The sequence below is a fragment of the Brachybacterium sp. AOP24-D1-21 genome (assembly GCF_052378665.1).
Classification (GTDB): Bacteria; Actinomycetota; Actinomycetes; order Actinomycetales; family Dermabacteraceae; genus Brachybacterium.
Genome location: NZ_JBQSXX010000001.1, coordinates 449911 through 468129, shown reverse-complemented (window position 1 = coordinate 468129; position 18219 = coordinate 449911). Strand labels below are relative to the sequence as shown.

Sequence of the window (18219 nt, the reverse complement as noted above, 5' to 3'; positions counted from 1 at the left end):
GAGATGCCCCCGGTCGAGCACAACAAGCGGCTCGACTACCACGCGCTGAACGCGATGCTGAACCTGTACGGACCGGACGGGAAGATCCAGTTCGACAAGGATCGGGAAGCGGCGCGGGAGTACTTCCTGCAGCACGTGAACCCCAACACCGTCTTCTTCCACTCGCTGCGCGAGAAGATGGACTACCTGGTCGAGAACAAGTACTACGAGCCCGAGGTCCTCGAGCAGTACGACTTCTCCTTCATCGAGTCTCTCTCGGAGCAGGCCTTCGCCAAGAAGTTCCGCTTCCCGACCTTCCTGGGCGCCTTCAAGTACTACACCTCGTACACCCTGAAGACGTTCGACGGCGAGCGGTACCTCGAGCGTTTCGAGGACCGTGTGGTGATGGTGGCCCTGGGTCTGGCCCGCGGCGATGAGCAGCTGGCCCGCAACCTGGTCGACGAGATCCTCGACGGCCGTTTCCAGCCCGCGACCCCGACCTTCCTCAATGCCGGCAAGGCACAGCGTGGAGAGCTCGTCTCCTGCTTCCTGCTGCGCATCGAGGACAACATGGAGTCGATCGGCCGCTCGATCAACTCCGCTCTGCAGCTGTCCAAGCGCGGCGGCGGCGTGGCCCTGCTGCTCTCGAACCTGCGTGAGTACGGTGCGCCGATCAAGCACATCGAGAACCAGTCCAGCGGCGTCATTCCCGTGATGAAGCTGCTCGAGGACTCCTTCAGCTACGCGAACCAGCTCGGGGCCCGCCAGGGCGCCGGTGCGGTGTACCTCAACGCCCACCACCCGGACATCCTGCGCTTCCTGGACACCAAGCGCGAGAACGCCGACGAGAAGATCCGTATCAAGACCCTCTCCCTCGGCGTGGTCATCCCCGACATCACCTTCGAGCTCGCGAAGAAGAACGAGCCGATGTACCTGTTCTCCCCGTATGACGTGGAGCGCGAGTACGGCAAGCCCTTCGCGGACGTCAACGTCTCCGAGGTCTACCGGGACATGGTCGACAACCCGAACATCTCCAAGAAGAAGATCCAGGCGCGTGACTTCTTCCAGATCCTGGCGGAGATCCAGTTCGAGTCCGGCTACCCGTACATCATGTTCGAGGACACCGTGAACCGGGCGAATCCCATCGCCGGCAAGGTCACGCACTCCAACCTGTGCTCGGAGATCCTGCAGGTCTCGACCCCCTCGACCATGAACGTCGATCTGACGTACGAGGAGATGGGCCGGGACATCTCCTGCAACCTGGGCTCGCTGAACATCGCCAAGGCGATGGATTCACCGAACTTCGGCCAGACCATCGAGACGGCCATCCGTGGCCTGACCGCAGTCTCGGACACCTCGGACATCGACTCCGTGCCGACCATCGCCGAGGGCAACCGCAAGTCCCACGCGATCGGGCTCGGGCAGATGAACCTGCACGGCTACCTGGCGCGCGAGCGCATCTACTACGGCTCCGACGAGGGCCTGGACTTCACCAACATGTACTTCTACTCGGTCACCTATCACGCCATCAAGGCGTCGATGCGGATCGCGAAGGAGCGCGGGGAGAAGTTCTACGACTTCGAGAACTCCAAGTACGCCACCGGCGAGTACTTCGCCAAGTACATCGACAAGGCGTGGGAGCCGAAGACGGAGAAGGTGCGTGCACTGTTCGCCGAGTCCAATGCCCACCTGCCCTCGCAGGAGGACTGGAAGCAGCTGCGTGGCGAGGTCGCGGAGCACGGCATGTACAACGCCTACCTGCAGGCTGTCCCGCCGACCGGTTCGATCTCGTACATCAACAACTCCACGAGCTCGATCCACCCCATCGCCTCCCAGATCGAGATCCGCAAGGAGGGGAAGATCGGCCGGGTGTACTACCCCGCCCCTTACCTCACCAACGACAATCTCGAGTACTTCCAGGATGCGTACGAGATCGGCTACGAGAAGATCGTCGACACCTACGCCGAGGCCACGCAGCACGTGGACCAGGGCCTGTCGCTGACGCTGTTCTTCAAGGACACCGCCACGACGCGCGACATCAACAAGGCGCAGATCTACGCCTGGCGCAAGGGCATCAAGACCCTCTACTACATCCGCCTGCGGCAGATGGCGCTCGAGGGCACCGAGGTCGAGGGCTGCGTCAGCTGCATGCTCTGATCTCTCGCCCGTTGAGATGACGCCGGGGCCCGGACGAGGAAGATCCTCGCCCGGGCCCTGGCGTTCTCGTCGGTGGAGACGACGTGAGCTCCGGAGCCCTCCCGATCGTGATCGAATATCCTTACGCACCATGAGGGAGAGACGATCGTGGTGCAGCGGCCGCCGTTCCAGGTGGCTGGCGATCGTGCTGCTCGGGGTTATCGGCTTCGAAGCGGCACTGATCGGACTGTTGCTCTGGGCGTATTTCTCTGGCCTTGTTCCGTATGCAGTGGTGTGGGGCGATGTGGGGACCTGGGCGCAGGCAGTGGCAACTGTCGTCGGGCTCTTCTTCGCCGGACTCTCGCTCCTCGTCGCGGCGTGGCAGGTCCGTCAGCACCGTGACTCGGAACGGCTCCGGGGCGAGGAGAAGAAGGACGTCGTGCGGCGATCGATCTCACTGCGCAGCGAATGGCGGGAACGCATCAGCAATGGACGTCGAGAACGGGTCCTCGTCTACACGTATGAGCTGTCGAACCACTCATCGCTCCCGGTCACCAACGTCAAGATCGTGGTCCACCAGCTGGACGACGACAACGAGAGTCGATATGACCTGGACTCCCTCACTACCCTGGACGACTACTTCCAGGGCGTCGCGGTGGGGACCCTGGCTCCGCACGAGAGCGTCAGCGGAACAATCGAGGTCACGAACTGGAACGCCATCGGCATGCTCGAGCCCGACCGTGTCGCGAATCCTGAGTTCTGCTTCACCGATCCTTGGGGTCTGCATTGGCGTCGACCCGGCACGACGTGGGGCAAAGGGCAGGCGGTTGACGAGCCGATGGGCGGACCACTCTGCATGTGTTGCGGGAACCTGCCGCAGACCCGGCGGCAGTCCTGGGCGTCCGCGCAGGCGTGAGAGCGTGTGCCGCAGAGTTCTCGCCAGTTCGGATCCGAACTCTCAGCTGCTCCCGCCGTGCTTTCGGGCACTATCGTCCCCGCGCAGCGCCACGCCGAGACCGCTCAGCGCGCCGTAGAGCACCCCGGCCACCGGCCAGATCACCCAGGTCAGTCCCCAGTCGCCGGAGCCGAAGCTCCAGATCAGATAGGCCGCGAGCATGACCGGCCAATAGAGCGCCGCCACTACGCGGACCGCCGGGCTGTCGCTGTGCTCGAGGGTCTCGTTCTCCTCTTTCTGCTGGAGCAGCGTGCTGGTCGCGGAGTCGGACCACCCGGCCCTGGCGATGATCGCGAGGCCCAGCGCCACGATCACCAGCGTCCCACTCACGCCGTACAGCGTGGCGGGGGATTCTCCGTCCGTGAGCAGCGCGGAGAGGAGGGTGGGCAGAGCGCTGAGGATCCATAGCGTGATCGCGACGGCGGTGGCGAGGAGGGTGCTGCGGCGGTGCTCTCGGTGGATCTCCTGCGCGTAGCTGCGCACCTGCGCAGTGAGGGTGAAGCCCCCCTCGTCGATGTCCTCGAAGTCGCTGAGCCGCGCATTCCGCGCCATCATCAGCAGCAGGCCCAGGCTCACCATCACCAGCACCGCGGTGACGCCGACGCCGATCACCCAGCCCGCGGACGCCTCCTGGGCGCCGGTGGCGGCGAGGAGCAGCAGCAGCGGCGCCGCGCTGAGCACGAACAGGACCAAGCCCGCGGCAGGCATCCACTGAGAACGGCGCACGGCCTCGACATAGGCGCGGGCGCGCTCGAGCTCCAGAGGGGCGGCCGGCGACACCACGGGTGCGGCGGCGGCGCGGCCCAGCTCGGCGCTGATCCCCAGCACCGGGGCGACCTCCTCGAGGGTGCCGAACTCGGCGATGACCTGGCCGACGGCCTGGGATTCGGGGAGGCCGTCCTCGATCAGGCCCTGCAGCTTGTCCTCCATCATGGCGCGCAGCTCGGTCCGGGCCTCCCGCAGGCGCGGAGTCTCGGGGTAGGGGGCGAAGAGGGTGTCCAGATAGGAATCGATGACGTTCACGAGGCGTCCTTTCCTTCCGTGAAGTGGTCCACGAGTGCTCGGGTGCTGCGCCATTCATCGCGCTTGAGGCCGAGCTGGTCGAGGCCGTCGGGAGTGAGCTTGTAGTAGGTGCGCGGCTTGCCCGTGGGGGAGGCGTCCTCATAGCTGTCGAGGAGGCCCTGGGACTGCAGCCGTTTGACCGCGGTGTAGAGGGTCGTCTGCTTGATGACGTACTCGCCGCGGGAGCGATCGGTGATGGTCTTGGAGATCTCGTAGGCGTAGGAGGGCTGCGTCTCGAGGATCGCCAGCAGGATCAGATCGATGTGCCCGCGAATGGCGTCGGCTCCGATCACATCGGCTCCTCTCTTCCTCTGGATGGTGGGGGTACGCATGCGACGGATATGCATGACAGGTGGGTCCGCCGCACTAATGCGCATAACGTACTACGGCAGCCGTAGTACGGCAAGGGGGGTATTCGGGGGATTTCGGGGAGCCCAGGTCGGGACCTCGGTCCCGTGGAGGACGGCGTGCGGGCGCGAAGACCACTAGAGCTTGTGTGCGCCGCGCGTCGCGAGCACTAGATGTTGTGGTTCCTGCCTAGCGTGTGCTCATCGCCCTCGTCGGCGACCGCCTCCCGGCTTCTGCCCCGAGGTCTCTCCCCGCCCCACCCCCTCACCTCTCAGGAGAGAACCCATGACCGCGTTCGCACCCACCCCCGCCCGGTCCGCAGCCCCCGCCGGGCCACTGCCTGTCGAGTCGACGGCGCGGCAGCTCATCGACCCCGTCGCGACCGTCACCGAGTACGTGGAGCGCTCGGACTGGAGGGTCAACGCGAACGCGAACCAGGGATATTCGGTGGGCGGGCTGATCCTCAACGCCGCCGGCAAAGTGATGGCCAATCACTGGCTGGAGGAGGTGTTCAGTCCGGAGGCGGGCCGAGCCCACCGCGAGGGCGACCTCCACATCCACGACCTCGACATGCTCACCGGCTACTGCGCCGGCTGGTCCCTGCGGGCCCTGCTCGAGGAGGGCTTCAACGGGGTGGCCGGCGCGATCGGCTCCCGTCCGCCACGGCACTTCTCCTCAGCCTGCGGGCAGATCGTGAACTTCCTGGGGACGCTGCAGAACGAATGGGCCGGGGCGCAGGCCTTCAGCTCCTTCGACACCTATATGGCGCCCTTCGTGCGCCTGGACTCGATGAGCTACGAGCAGGTGCGCCAGCATATGCAGGAGCTGATCCACAACCTCAACGTCCCCAGCCGCTGGGGCTCCCAGTGCCCCTTCACCAACCTGACCTTCGATTGGACCTGCCCCGCGGACCTGCGCGAGCAGCGCCCGCTGATCGGCGGCGAGGTCCAGGACTTCACCTACGGCGAGCTGCGCGCAGAGATGGACCTGATCAACCGCGCCTATCTCGACGTCATGACCGAGGGGGACGCGGACGGTCGCGCCTTCACCTTCCCGATCCCCACCTACAACATCACCGAGGACTTCGACTGGGACTCGGACAACGCCGAGGCGCTGTTCGTGATGACTGCGAAGTACGGGCTGCCCTACTTCCAGAACTTCCTGAACTCGGATCTGGATCCCGGGATGATCCGCTCCATGTGCTGCCGCCTCCAGCTGGACCTGCGCGAGCTGCTCAAGCGCGGCAACGGCCTGTTCGGCTCGGCGGAGCTCACCGGATCGATCGGAGTGGTGACCGTGAACATGGCGCGGCTCGGCCACCTCCACGCCGGGGACGAGCCGGCGCTGATCGCCGCGCTCGACCACCTGCTGGAGCTGGGCCAGGACACCCTGGAGCGGCGCCGCACCACCGTGCAGGAGCTGATGGACTCCGGGCTCTACCCCTACACCAAGCGGTACATGGGCCACCTCGGCAACCACTTCTCGACTCTCGGAGTGAACGGCATGAACGAGATGCTCCGGAACTTCACCGGCGACCGCCTCGACCTCATGACGGAGGAGGGGCAGGCGATGTGCCTGCGGATCCTCGACCACGTGCGCGAGCGGATGGTCGAGTTCCAGGAAGCCACCGGGAACCTCTACAACCTCGAGGCGACTCCGGCCGAGGGCGCCACCTACCGCTTCGCGAAGGAGGATCGTGCTCGCTTCCCCGGGATCCTCACCGCGGGCACCGCGCAGAACCCGTACTACACGAACTCCTCGCAGATCCCGGTGGGCGCCACCGAGGACCCCTTCGAGGCGCTCGAGCTGCAGGAGGAGCTGCAGGCGAAGTACACCGGCGGCACCGTGCTGCACCTCTACATGAACGAGGCGATGAGCTCTGCGGCCACCTGCAAGGAACTGGTGCGGCGCGCCCTGACCCGCTTCCGCCTGCCCTATCTCACCGTCACCCCGACCTTCTCGATCTGCCCCACCCACGGGTACCTCTCGGGCGAGCACCTCGAGTGCGAGCGCTGCGGGCAGGCCTGTGAGGTGTGGACCCGGGTGATGGGCTACTTCCGCCCCGTCGCGTCCTTCAACATTGGCAAAAAGGGCGAGTACGCCGAGCGCACCTTCTTCACCGAGGCCGCCTCGGGCGTCGGGGCAGGGTCCGTCGTGCCCGAGCAGCAGCGCCTGGCCGCAGGCACGGCGTGAGCGCCGACGGCGCTGTGGTGCCTGCGGTCGCCGCCGAGGACCTGCAGATCGCCGGTGTGGTGCCGCTGTCGAGTGTGGACTGGCCGGGGCACCTGGTCGCGACCGTGTTCTGCCAGGGCTGTCCGTGGACCTGCACCTACTGTCACAACACGGCGATCCTGGACCCGCGCACCCCCGGCGCAGTGGGCTGGGCGCAGCTCGAGCAGCTGCTGGGCCGCCGCCACGGCCTGCTGGACGCGGTGGTGTTCAGCGGGGGAGAGGCCACCATGCAGCACGCCCTGGTGCCCGCCGCCCGCCGGGTGCGCGGAGCCGGGTTCGCCGTCGGGCTCCACACCGGCGGCGCCTACCCGGGCCGGCTCGCGGCACTGCTGGGCCAGGACCGGGACGGGGCACGGAGCGAGGCCCCGCTCGTGGACTGGGTGGGCTTCGACGTCAAGGCCTCGCCGGCCGGTTATCCCGCGCTGGTGGGTCGCGCCGGTGCCGCCACGAAGGTGCAGCGGTCCCTGGGCATGCTGCTCAACTCGGGCGTCGACCACGAGCTGCGCATGACCGTCACCCCCGCGCTGCAGGCCGAGGTGCTGCAGGTCGTGCGCCTGGTCGCGCAGGCCGGGGGCGGCGCGCTGGTGCTGCAGCGCGCCCGACCCGACGGCGCCGACGCCGGCTTCGCCGCGCAGCTGGCGCGGGCCCCCGACTGGCCCGAGCGCTTCGAGGAGATCGCCGACGCCGCCACCCGGCGGGGCAAGGAAGAAGGGGTACAGGTCAGGGCCCGCACCTGAGGACTCGGGCGCGACGACGGCGCCGCGGCCGCCACCACCGGGCTCGGCGCCGTGACGACCAGCACCTAGGATGCGGTACGAGCAACCCTCACCGCCGCGTCCCGGTCCCAGGGGCGCGACGTCTCTTCCCCTCCTCCGCTAGGAGCCCTCATGGAAGACCTCGTCCTGAACTGGGAGCTGGGCACGGCGGGACTGCTGATCCTGGCAGTCTCCGCCGTGGCCGTGCTGCTGGTCATGATCATGGCGTTCAAGATCCACGCCTTCCTGGCCCTGATGATCACCTCGATCGGCACGGCGCTCATCGCCGGCATCGCCCCCGGCAGCCTCATGGATGCCCTCGGCTTCGGATTCAACTCCACGCTCGGCAACGTGATGCTGCTGGTCGCGCTCGGCGCGATGCTGGGGCGGATGATCGAGACCTCCGGCGGTGCGCAGCTGCTCGCCGACCGGATGATCGACCTGGCCGGGGAGAAGCGGGCCGGCCTCGGCCTGTCGCTGGCCAGCCTGCTGATGGGCTTCCCCATCTTCTTCGACGCCGGCCTCGTGGTGATGCTGCCGATCATCTACGCCGTCGCGCGCCGTGTCGGCGGATCGTTCCTGTCCATCGCCCTGCCCTCGGCGGTGGCGTTCAGCGCGATGCACATCTTCGCCCCGCCTCACCCCGGCCCGGTGGCCGCCTCCAGCATCGTCGGCGCCGACATCGGCCTGGTGATGCTCGTCGGAATCGTATTCGCAGTGATCATCTGGTATCTGGTCGGCATCCTGCTGGCCCCGCGACTGGGCATGCGCCTGGACGTCCCGATCCCCACGATCCTCGACAGCACGTCGGAGAAGACCGGCTTCGAGTCGAACCCACGGGTGAGCACGATCATCAGCCTGTTGATCCTGCCGTTGCTGCTGATCCTGCTCAACACCGGGCTGAACACCGCCGGCGCCGCACGGCCGGATCCGGAGGCGTTCCTCGCCGACCCGGTCGTCTCCGGACTGCGCCTGCTGGGTGAGACTCCGGTCGCGCTGCTGATCACTGTGGTGGTCTCGATGTTCGTCCTCGGCTGGGGAGCGGGCAAGAAGGGGAACCTGATCGAGAAGATCACCGACTCCGCACTGGGGCCGATCTGCTCGGTGGTGCTGGTCACCGGTGCCGGCGGCATGTTCGGTGGGGTGCTGCGAGTGACCGGGATCGGTGATGCGGTCGCCGGATCGCTCAACGACATCGGACTGCCGGTGATCGTGGCGGCGTTCCTGATCGCCCAGATCGTCCGCATCGCCCAGGGCTCGGCCACCGTGGCCCTGACGACGACGGCATCGCTGATGGTGGGCGTGATCGCCGCCAGCGACTTCTCCCAGCTCCAGGTCGTGGCGATCGTGATGGCGATGTCCGCCGGCTCGGTGGGCTTCTCGCACGTCAACGACTCGGGCTTCTGGCTGGTCAGCCGATTCTTCGGGATGGACATGAAGCAGACCCTGTCCACCTGGACCCTGATCCAGGGTGCGATGGCCATCGTCGGCTTCATCCTGTCGCTGGTGCTGTTCGGCGTCGCGTCCGCGATCGCCTGAGGTCACGCCACGGGGCCGGACCGGTCAGGACCGGCCCCGCGGATCGTGCTTCCCGTAGGTCATCCGGCGCAGCAGGACCTCGGCGGGCCCGCGCAATCCCCGGGAGTCCATCCAGGCGGCGAGCGGCAGCGAGAGCAGCCAGACGCCGAGCGCGACAGCGACGGCGGACGCGGTGCTGAGGTGCGGCGCGAGCCCCAGGCCCCAGGCCGCCAGCAGCGGTGCCAGCAGCAGCGACTGGAACAGGTAGAAGGTCAGCGAGCGCTGGCCGACGGCCGAGAGCGCCCGTACGAGCCCGGTCGGCGCCGCCGCCGTGGAGGGGGCCTCCGCGGCGAGGGCGCCGTAGGCGCGCTCAGCAGGGGAGAGCGCCGCATGGGCCGCAGCCCGCTCGGCGCGCACGGCTCTGCGCTGAGCCTTGTCGGGCGCCGCCTCCGGCGTCACCTCCACCGTGGGCCGCTTCTCCAGGCGCATCGCGAGCAGGCCGAAAGCGGCTGCGTAACCGATCCCGCAGCAGATCCCTCCCACGGAGGTCAGGCCCAGGAAGGTCCAGCTCAACGCCTCCGGCACCGGCAGGACGCCGATGATCACGAGGGCCTCGGGCAGGCCGGTGAGCCAGCCGATCGCGATACCGGAGACTGCGAGGCGTCGCAGCGTGCGGGTATGGCGCCAGGGCTCGTCGAGCAGCCGGGCGCGGGCGCCGATCCAGCCCAGCAGGATCGGCAGCGGGGCGCCGAAGGCGGCGGCCGGCACCATGCTGACCACCCACATCCCGGCCCGGGTCAGCATCGAGACCAGGTACGGCTGGGCGTAGGCGAGGTCCCGCAACCAGTCGTTGGCGAAGGGTGTGGTCGCCCCCTGCTGCATGTCGATCAGCACCTCCGGCGGGGCGAAGAACATGATCCCCAGCGCGCCGACGATGCTGAACACGGCGTAGGACACCATCACCCCGCCGATCACGCTCGCCCAGATGATCAGCGTGCGGGTGCGCCGACCGAAGAGCAGCCACACCCCCAGCAGGGCCGCCACCGCATAAGCGCCGAGGATGTCCCCGTAGAACAGCAGCGCCGCGTGCAGGAAGCCGAGCAGCAGCATCGACCAGTGCCGCCTGCGCATCATGAGTCGCACGATCCGCGGCTCCATCCCGCGATCGATGCGCGAGCGGTAGAACTGCACCATGCCGTAACCGAACAGGAAGGCGAACAGCGGCATCGCCCGGTGATCGACCGCGACCGTCATTACGAACTGCACCACGGAATCCGCCGGGCCGAGCGCCGGCACGTGCGGGGTCATCCCGACGCCGCCCTCATGCCCCCACAGGAACCAGGAGACGTTCGCGATCGCGATCAGCGCGAGCATCAGCCCGCGGGCGATGTCCGGGGCCAGGGAACGGGGGGCGGCGTGCGGGCGTGCGGCGCCCGCGCGGGCCGGAGCTGAAGGCGAGGTCTGGTCCGAGGACGGGGCGGCCGAGCTGCTCACAACGGGCCTTTCGGTCTGGTCTGGCGGGCGGTGCCGGGACGGAGCGGCCCCGACGGTGGAGCGCCTCGAACCTACCTGCGCCTGCGGGTCGCCGGCACGCGACGAAGGTCGGTCTCCCGTCATCTCTCGAGCCAGCTGCCGACATCGTCCAGAGCACCCCCGCTCAGACCCCCGCCGAGGCGTTGGCCCGAAGAACCCCGCCTTCGCCAGGAGCTCTACGTCGGCGGCGGGATGACCGCCGTCGTCTGACCCGGCCGCCCGCCCCGAGACAAGCACGGGAGTCAAGGGACGCCGAGCGCCGACCGGGGTGGGCATTGCCACCGCCCCGTCGGCCTGCCGGGCCCCCGCCGAGCGCGGGCCGATGCCTAGACTGGAAGAGAACGGTCCCGTGCGCCTCTGCGCCGACCGGACGACCCCTTCGACGACAGTGAGGCTGCGGTGAAAGACCACCTGAACGCGACGATCCAGGCCATCAACTGGAACCGGATCCCCGATCCCAAGGATCAGGAGGTCTGGGACCGCCTGACCGGTAACTTCTGGCTGCCCGAGAAGGTGCCGCTGTCCAACGACATCCAGTCCTGGAGCCGTCGTTCCCCCGAGGAGCAGACGATGGCGATGCACGTGTTCACGGGGCTCACCCTGCTGGACACGGTGCAGGGCACCGTGGGCGCGATCTCCCTGATCCCGGATGCCGTCACCCCCCATGAGGAGGCGGTGTACACGAACATCGCGTTCATGGAATCGGTGCACGCGAAGTCCTACAGCCAGATCTTCTCGACCCTGGCCAGCACCAAGCAGATCGACGAGGCCTTCGAGTGGGGTGCGACGAACACGCAGCTCCAGAAGAAGGCCCAGATCATCATGGGCTACTACGAGGGTGACGATCCGGAGAAGCGGAAGATCGCCTCGGTGCTGCTGGAGTCGTTCCTGTTCTACTCCGGGTTCTACCTGCCGATGCGCTATTCCAGCCACGGCGAGCTGACCAACACCGCGGACATCATCCGGCTGATCATCCGTGATGAGGCCGTCCACGGCTACTACATCGGCTACAAGTACCAGAAGGCCGTCGAGAAGTTCTCGGCCGAGCGCAAGGCGGAGCTGAAGGACTACACCTTCTCGCTGCTGCTGGAGCTGTACGAGAACGAAGAGGTCTACACCGAGGACCTCTACGATCCCGTCGGCTGGACCGAGGACGTCAAGGTCTTCCTGCGCTACAACGCCAACAAGGCGCTGATGAACCTCGGCTACGAGGGTCTGTTCCCGCAGGACTCCGTCCAGGTGAACCCGGCGATCCTCTCCGCGCTGTCCCCGAACGCCGACGAGAACCACGACTTCTTCTCCGGCTCGGGCTCGAGCTACGTGATGGGCAAGGCCGTCGAGACCGAAGACGACGACTGGGACTTCTGATCCCCTCATGACAGGACGGGCCGGGCGATCACGCCCGGCCCGTCCTGCATGTCGAGGACGTCACTGGCAGGCTCGCACTCAGGCTCGCAGATAGGCTCGCAGACAGAAGGGCGCGGCATGACAGCACCGTTGGACGCCGCCGGGATCGTCCGCCTGCATCGGGTGGAGGAGGATCCGGATGCGATCCTGCGCGCTCGCGTCGCCGAGTTGCTCGGACTCCCGCCGACGGACGTGCTGGTGGGGCGTTCGTGTCCGCGCTGCGGCTCCTCGTCGCACGGCCGTCCCTGGGCCCGAGCGCGGGGCCGACGGGACGAGGTCCCGGTGAGCCTCACCCGCTGCGGGGAGCACCTGATGACGGCGGTGAATCCCGGTGGACCCGTCGGCGTCGACCTCGAATCGATCGCCGCCGTCGGCCGCGGCTGGGACCCGGAGCTGATGCTGCATCCGAGCGAACGGGCCGCCGCTGCACGCGCGGACCCGCCAGAGCGCGCCGTGCTCTGGGCCCGCAAGGAGGCGGTGCTCAAGGCCCTCGGGACGGGGATGCAGACCCCGATGAGTGAACTGCGCCTGGCGGACTTCGCGGTGGAGGACCTGCCGGCGCCGCCCGGCCACGTCGCCGCCCTCGCCCGGCTCTGATCCACGAGGGCGGGGTGACCTGCCCGCGTGGTGGACTGCCCGCTTGGTGTGATGTCCGCTTGTTGAGAGATTTGCGGATACGCAATTCATTGAACGGCCGGACACCCAGGCGAGCGGAGCCCGGGCCCCGACTATGACGCCCTGACGGGCACCGGGCACGGCGGCAGCGCGGTCTCGAACAGCCACGGCGACAGCAGCGCGGCGGTCTCCTCGCCGGCCTCGCGCCGCACATGCTCGAGGAACAGCTCGGTGGTCACGCTGCCGGCGCGATGCTCCGTGAGCCAGCCCCTGATGATCTCGAAGAAACGTGCATCCCCGAGGTGCAGGCGTAGCGCATGCACCGCGAGGGCGCCGCGCTTGTAGACCCGGTCGTCGAACATCAGCGCGGGGCCCGGGTCGGCGAGCTGCAGATCGTCCTGCGGCAGGTCGGCCAGCAGCGTGTGGTGCTTCTCGACCTCCGCCCGGACGGTCGAGACCCCGGATTCCTCTGCCCACAGCCATTCGCAGTAGCAGGCGAAGCCCTCATGGAGCCAGATGTCCTGCCAGCGCTCGAGCGTGACCGAGTTGCCGAACCACTGGTGGGACAGCTCGTGCGCGATCAGTCGCACGCTCTCCCAGGCGGTGTCCACGAAGTTGCTGCCGAAGGTCGACAGTCCCTGGGACTCCAGCGGGATCTCCAGCTCGTCCTCGGTGATCACCGCGGTGTAGGAGGCGAAGGGGTAGTCCCCGAACAGACCCGTGAAGAAGGTGAGCATCGCGGGTTGCAGGGCGAAGGAGCCCTCGAGGTCCGCGACGCTGAGCTCCCGCGGGGCGATCGTGCGCACCGGCACCGGTGCGCCCGCCTGCTCGAGCGTTCGGTAGCGCCCGATCTGGACGGTGGCGAGGTAGGTCGGCATCGGCACGGTCTGCTGGTAGGACCAGGTCACCGCGTTGCCCTTGCGGCTGGTGCCCTGCAGCTCCCCGGAGACGGCGACGGTGTACCCGGGCGGCGCCGAGAGCGTGATCGCGTAGGTCGCCTTGTTGTCGGGGCGGTCGTTGCAGGGGAACCAGGTCGGCGCTCCATGCGGCTGCGCGGCGACGATCACGCCATCCTCCAGCTCCTCCCAGCCGGCCGAGCCGAGGGCCCGCGTGGACACCGGGCGGGGCTTGCCGGAGTACTTCACCCGCACGGTCAGCTCTGTTCCGAGGCTCAGCGGGAGCTTCACCGTGAGCCGTCCGCGCAGATGGGTGAAGCCGTGCGCCCGGCCGTCCACGAACACCTTCTGGGGATGCAGGCCGTGGAGGTCGAGGTGGAGGGCGTCGGCCTCCTCCAGGACCCGGCAGGTCAGCGTCGCGTCCCCGTCCAGCCGATTTCCCTCGACCCGGTAGGCGAGGTTCAGGTCGTAGTGGAGCACCTCGAAGTTCGAGTCCCCATGCCGGGGGACGTACGGATCGCTGCCCGTGGCAGTAGCGCTCATGCGTCCATCTCCTCCCGTTCGTTCCTCACAGTTCGTCGACGGAGGGTGCTCATGCGCCGTCCTCTTCTTCCCAGGGGCCGATCGGGTTGCCCGTCCAGCGGGTGCCGGGTGGTACGCGTTCGCCCCGCATCACCAACGAGACGGGGCCGACGGTCGCGTGCCGATCGATCGACGCCGCCGGCAGGATCACGCCGCCGGGGCCCAGGGTGGCACCCTCGCCCAGGGTGACGGTGTCCATGCTCAGCACTCGGTCCTGGAAGAGGTGGGTCTGGACCACGCAGCCGCGGTTGATCGTGGAGCCGGCGCCGAGGGTCACCAGGTCCGTCTCCGGCAGCCAGTACGGGTCGCACCAGACGCCCGGCCCGATCTTCGCACCGAGCAGTCGCAGCCACAGGTTCAGCGCCGCGGTGCCGGCGGTGATATTCGCGAACCAGGGGGCCGCGAGCACCTCGGTGAAGGTGTCGGCCAGCTCGGAGCGCCACACATAGGGCGTGAACAGGGCGTGCTCGCCCGGACGGTGCTTGCCGATGATCATCCATTTGGCCACCACCGTGATCCCGGCGGCGAGGATTCCGGCTGCGAGCATCACCGGACCGCCGAGGACCACCGCGGCGATGACTCCCCAGCTGTCCTGCAGCAGCAGCGCGAACAGCACTGCGCCGACGGCCACCGGGAGCAGCAGGGCCAGCAGCAGCGGCACGATGCGGCCGGTCTCGACCAGCCCGCGCTGCACGAGCAGGCCGGTGGGCGGGTCGTAGGTGAGGGAGGAGTCGTGCTCGCCCTCCGTGCGGCGCAGCTTGCGGGGCGGGCTGCCCAGCCAGGAGGTGCCGGCCTTCGCGGTCTTGCGCCGCGGCGCGGCAGAGAGCACCGCGACCAGCGACTGCTTGGGGACCTTGCGCCCGGCGGCGAGCATCCCGGAGTTGCCTACGAAGGCGCGCTTGCCGACCTTGACGTGCTCCACCCGGATCCAGCCGCCGCCCAGCTCATAGGAGCCCACCAAGGTGTCGTCGGCCAGGAAGGAATGCTCACCCACCTGCACGAGGCTCGGGATCAGCAGCACCGTGGAGATCTCCGCGCCCTTGCCCACCTTGGCGCCCAGCAGGCGCAGCCAGAGCGGGGTGAGCGCCCCGGCATAGATCGGGAACAGCCAGGTGCGCGCCTCGTCGAGCAGGCGCAGCGTCCCCCAGATGGACACCCCGGCCGCGGAGCGGACCGGGTGGTGACCGGGCCGGATCGCGAGCGCCAGCAACCGGGTCAGCACCACGACCAGCACTATCAGAGCGCCGAAGCCCGCGAGTGCCGCGAGCGGCAGCCAGGGCAGCGCGGCGAGCACCGCCGCACCGAAGCTGTCGGTGTCATGCACGGCCGGCAGCAGCCCCGCCGCGCCGGTCAGCATCGCCACCACCGGCAGAGCGGCGATCAGGACGGAGAGCGCGGCGAAGACCAGCAGCCAGAGCGGACGGCGCCGCGGGGCGTCGGTGGACCAGGGACCGCGGGCCTTCGCCTGGCGCTCGGCCGGGGAGCCGGACCAGAACTCGCCCGCCGGGACGGTGCCGAGCACGGCGGAGCCGGGCGCGACCTCCGCCTCCGGGCCGATCTTCGCGCCGGGACCGAGCAGGCTGCGGGCCCCGACGCGGGCGCGCTTGCCGATCCGGATCTGTCCCATCCGCAGCCGGTCGCCATCGATCCAGTAGCCGGCGAGGTCGACCTCGGGCTCGATCGAGGCGCCGTCACCGATCTCCAGCATCCCGGTCACCGGGGGCAGGGTGTGCAGGTCCACGTCCTTGCCGAGGCGCGCCCCGAGCAGGCGCGCGTACAGCGGGAACCAGGCGGCGCCGGCGAGGTTCGTCGCCCCGAGCTCCTCCTGGACCTTCTCCGCCAGCCACAGCCGCAGATGGACTCGGCCGCCGCGGGGGTGGCTGCCCGGCCGCACCCCGCGCAGCAGCACCCGTGCCAGCAGTGCGGCGAGCATCATCCGACCGGGCGGCAGCAGCATCACCACGGCCAGCGGGATCACCAGCCACAGCGGGAAGGCCACCAGCCAGGGCAGATCGGTGAGGGCCGCGGCGAGGGTGGAGGCGAGCATCAGCCAGGTGATCCAGCGCAGTGCCGCGAGCGCCCGCAGCGGCACCAGCGCGAGCAGCTGGGCGACCTGGGTGCGGCGTCGCAGCGGCGCCACGGTGCGGTCGCTCGCCACCGCGGAGGTGCCCATCTCGTCGAGGTACGCGGCCAGGGAGGCGAGGGTGGAATGGGCGTAGATGTCGCCGACGGCGAGCTCGGCATGCTTCTCCCGCAGCCGGCTGACCACCTGCGCGGCGGTGAGGGAGCCGCCGCCGAAGTCGAAGAAGTCATCGCTTCCGGAGGTGGCCTCGGCGCCGAGCACCTCGCCCCAGATCTCTGCGATCCAGGCGGCGGTGCCGGACAATGCCGCTGAAGGTGCTCCGCGGCGCGCGAGCGGCCAGGGCAGCGCGTCGCGATCGATCTTCCCCGAGGTGCGGGTGGGCAGCTCGTCCATCACCGCCAGGCGCGGCACCAGCGCGGCGGGCATCCGCTGGCGCAGCAGCTCCTTGGCGATCGTGGCGTCATAGCCGGCGTCGACGGTGAGGTAGCCGACCAGGAGCTGGTTGCCGGACTTCGTGGAGCGCACGGCGGCAGCGGCGCTGACCACGCCGGGCAGGCGCAGCAGCTGGTCGTCGATCTCGCCGAGTTCGATGCGGCGGCCGCCGAGCTTGATCTGGTCGTCGGCCCGGCCTGCGAACAGCAGCCCCGCGGGGTCGTTCTGCACGATGTCGCCCGAACGGTAGGCGCGGTCCCAGCCGAGAGTCGGCATCGGGGCGTACTTCTCCGCGTCCTTCTCCGGATCGAGGTAGCGGGCCAGGCCCACGCCGCCGATGATCAGCTCGCCGGAGGCGCCTGCGGGCACGGGCTGCCCCTCGGCATCGACCACGGCGAGGTCCCAGCCATCCAGCGGCAGTCCGATTCTCACCGGGTCGGTCCCGTCGAGGATCGCGCCGCAGGCCACGACGGTCGCCTCCGTGGGGCCGTAGGTGTTCCAGACCTCGCGGCCAGGGGCCTGGAGCCGCGCCGCGAGCTCGGGCGGGCAGGCTTCCCCGCCCATGATCAGCAGTCTCACCTCGGTCAGTGCGCTGTCCGGCCACAGCGACACCAGGGTGGGCACGGTGGAGACGATGCTGATGCGGTTGGCGGACAGCCAGGGGCCGACGTCCACGCCCGAGCGCACCAGCGAGCGCGGCGCGGGCACCAGGCACGCTCCGTACGCCCAGGCCAGCCACATCTCCTCGCAGCTCGCGTCGAAGGCCACGGAGAGCCCGGCCATCACCCGGTCGCCGGGGGCGATCGGGGAGTTCTGAAGGAACATCCGTGATTCGGCCTCCACGAAGGCGGCGGCGCTGCGGTGGGTGACCGCCACCCCCTTGGGCTTCCCGGTGGAGCCGGAGGTGAAGATGACCCAGGCATCGTCCCCGGGTTCGACCTCGCGCAGCCCGACGGTCGCGTCACCAGCTGTGTCGCCAGCTGTCTCGCCAACATTGTCGCCATCTGTTGTGGCTGCGCGGCCGACGGCAGTGGGCGTGATGACCAGGTCGTTGCCGATCACGGCGACAGACGCGGATTCCTCGAACATCACCCGGGCGCGCTCATCGGGATCGTCAGCATCGACCGGGACGTAAGCGGCGCCGGCGACCAGGATGCCGAGGATCGCGACGTACAGATCGGTGGTGCCGGACTTGATCCGCACCCCCACCTTGTCGCCAGGGCGCACGCCCTGGTCGGCGAGGCGGGCGGCGAGCTCGGTCGCGGCCCGGTCCAGCTCGGAATAGGTCAGGGTGTCCAGCCCGCTGTCCACGGCGGGGGCGTCCCCGGACTCCGCCACGACCTGGCGGAAGAGCGCCACCAAAGTGGTCGGCGCGGGCGCCCTGTTCCCGGCGAGCAGCTCGGGCAGGAGATGTGCAGAGTCATTCACAGCAGAAGTGTGTCCCCTCAAGATGACGCGGAACCGTCCAGGAGCGGACCAGCGGGTGGTGGGCGAGACGCGAGAAGAGGGTAATCGGGGCTCCCCGAAGTTCCCGCACACAAGGTGACCCAAGTTTCAATAACGGTTTATGGACCACTCGGTCGCCTCTGTGACCAGCGTGTTCACAGTCCTGCGCGAAGAGGCGAGGGGAAACGACCAGAATGGTGTGGCTGTACCCTTCTCTTCCCCTCGTAGATAGGACATTCG

12 protein-coding genes are annotated in these 18219 nt (G+C 68.7%); 7 read left to right on the top strand and 5 right to left on the bottom strand.

All coding sequences use genetic code 11. The features are described 5' to 3' along the window. The first annotated feature begins 3 nt into the window (after nucleotides 1-3). Together nrdE and ACT3UF_RS02220 are read left to right on the top strand one after the other, a co-directional pair. Nucleotides 4-2136: a class 1b ribonucleoside-diphosphate reductase subunit alpha gene (nrdE, locus tag ACT3UF_RS02225; protein WP_441443098.1), complete on the top strand. Its 2133-nt coding sequence runs from the start codon at nucleotides 4-6 to the stop codon at nucleotides 2134-2136. 184 nt (nucleotides 2137-2320) lie between these two features. Next, a complete protein-coding gene (locus ACT3UF_RS02220; RefSeq protein WP_442331849.1) occupies nucleotides 2321-3031 on the top strand; it encodes a hypothetical protein in 711 nt (236 codons plus the stop codon). A 42-nt stretch (nucleotides 3032-3073) separates the two neighbouring features. Here the strand turns inward: ACT3UF_RS02220 and ACT3UF_RS02215 are convergent, their stop codons facing one another. Together ACT3UF_RS02215 and ACT3UF_RS02210 are read right to left on the bottom strand one after the other, a co-directional pair. Continuing rightward, nucleotides 3074-4093 carry a permease prefix domain 1-containing protein gene (locus tag ACT3UF_RS02215; protein ID WP_441443096.1) on the bottom strand — a complete coding sequence of 340 codons (1020 nt, stop codon included), beginning with the start codon at nucleotides 4091-4093 and terminating at the stop codon, nucleotides 3074-3076. Further along, nucleotides 4090-4425 carry a PadR family transcriptional regulator gene (locus tag ACT3UF_RS02210; protein WP_444502188.1) on the bottom strand — a complete coding sequence of 112 codons (336 nt, stop codon included), beginning with the start codon at nucleotides 4423-4425 and terminating at the stop codon, nucleotides 4090-4092. The genes ACT3UF_RS02215 and ACT3UF_RS02210 overlap by 4 nt, the downstream gene beginning before the upstream one ends. A gap of 340 nt (nucleotides 4426-4765) precedes the next feature. Between ACT3UF_RS02210 and ACT3UF_RS02205 the strand changes: the two genes are divergently transcribed. The 3 genes from ACT3UF_RS02205 to ACT3UF_RS02195 all read left to right on the top strand — a co-directional run bounded on the left by ACT3UF_RS02205 (nucleotide 4766) and on the right by ACT3UF_RS02195 (nucleotide 9006). After that, complete coding sequence (locus ACT3UF_RS02205) at nucleotides 4766-6673, top strand: ribonucleoside triphosphate reductase (protein WP_441443094.1); 1908 nt, start codon at nucleotides 4766-4768, stop codon at nucleotides 6671-6673. Further along, a complete protein-coding gene (locus ACT3UF_RS02200; RefSeq protein WP_441443093.1) occupies nucleotides 6670-7449 on the top strand; it encodes an anaerobic ribonucleoside-triphosphate reductase activating protein in 780 nt (259 codons plus the stop codon). Before ACT3UF_RS02205 ends, ACT3UF_RS02200 begins: the two co-directional genes overlap by 4 nt. Before the next feature lie 150 nt (nucleotides 7450-7599). Next, on the top strand, nucleotides 7600-9006 hold the full coding sequence (locus tag ACT3UF_RS02195) for a GntP family permease (protein WP_442331852.1): 1407 nt from the start codon (nucleotides 7600-7602) through the stop codon (nucleotides 9004-9006). Between the two features lie 24 nt (nucleotides 9007-9030). Here the strand turns inward: ACT3UF_RS02195 and ACT3UF_RS02190 are convergent, their stop codons facing one another. Further along, nucleotides 9031-10479, bottom strand: a complete 1449-nt coding sequence (locus ACT3UF_RS02190) for a DUF418 domain-containing protein (protein ID WP_441443091.1) — start codon at nucleotides 10477-10479, stop codon at nucleotides 9031-9033. Nucleotides 10480-10917: 438 nt separating this feature from the next. Between ACT3UF_RS02190 and nrdF the strand changes: the two genes are divergently transcribed. Both nrdF and ACT3UF_RS02180 read left to right on the top strand, forming a co-directional pair. After that, a complete protein-coding gene (gene nrdF / locus ACT3UF_RS02185) occupies nucleotides 10918-11886 on the top strand; it encodes a class 1b ribonucleoside-diphosphate reductase subunit beta (RefSeq protein WP_441443090.1) in 969 nt (322 codons plus the stop codon). Nucleotides 11887-12003: 117 nt separating this feature from the next. Beyond that, nucleotides 12004-12522 carry a 4'-phosphopantetheinyl transferase family protein gene (locus ACT3UF_RS02180; RefSeq protein ID WP_444600969.1) on the top strand — a complete coding sequence of 173 codons (519 nt, stop codon included), beginning with the start codon at nucleotides 12004-12006 and terminating at the stop codon, nucleotides 12520-12522. Nucleotides 12523-12653: 131 nt separating this feature from the next. On the opposite strand, the gene ACT3UF_RS02175 is transcribed toward ACT3UF_RS02180, so the two are convergent. Further along, nucleotides 12654-13979 (bottom strand): M1 family metallopeptidase, encoded by a 1326-nt coding sequence (locus ACT3UF_RS02175; RefSeq protein WP_444600970.1) that lies wholly within the window; start codon nucleotides 13977-13979, stop codon nucleotides 12654-12656. Nucleotides 13980-14028: 49 nt separating this feature from the next. Then, a complete protein-coding gene (locus tag ACT3UF_RS02170) occupies nucleotides 14029-17961 on the bottom strand; it encodes a Pls/PosA family non-ribosomal peptide synthetase (protein WP_442331855.1) in 3933 nt (1310 codons plus the stop codon). Between the last annotated feature and the right edge of the window lie 258 nt (nucleotides 17962-18219).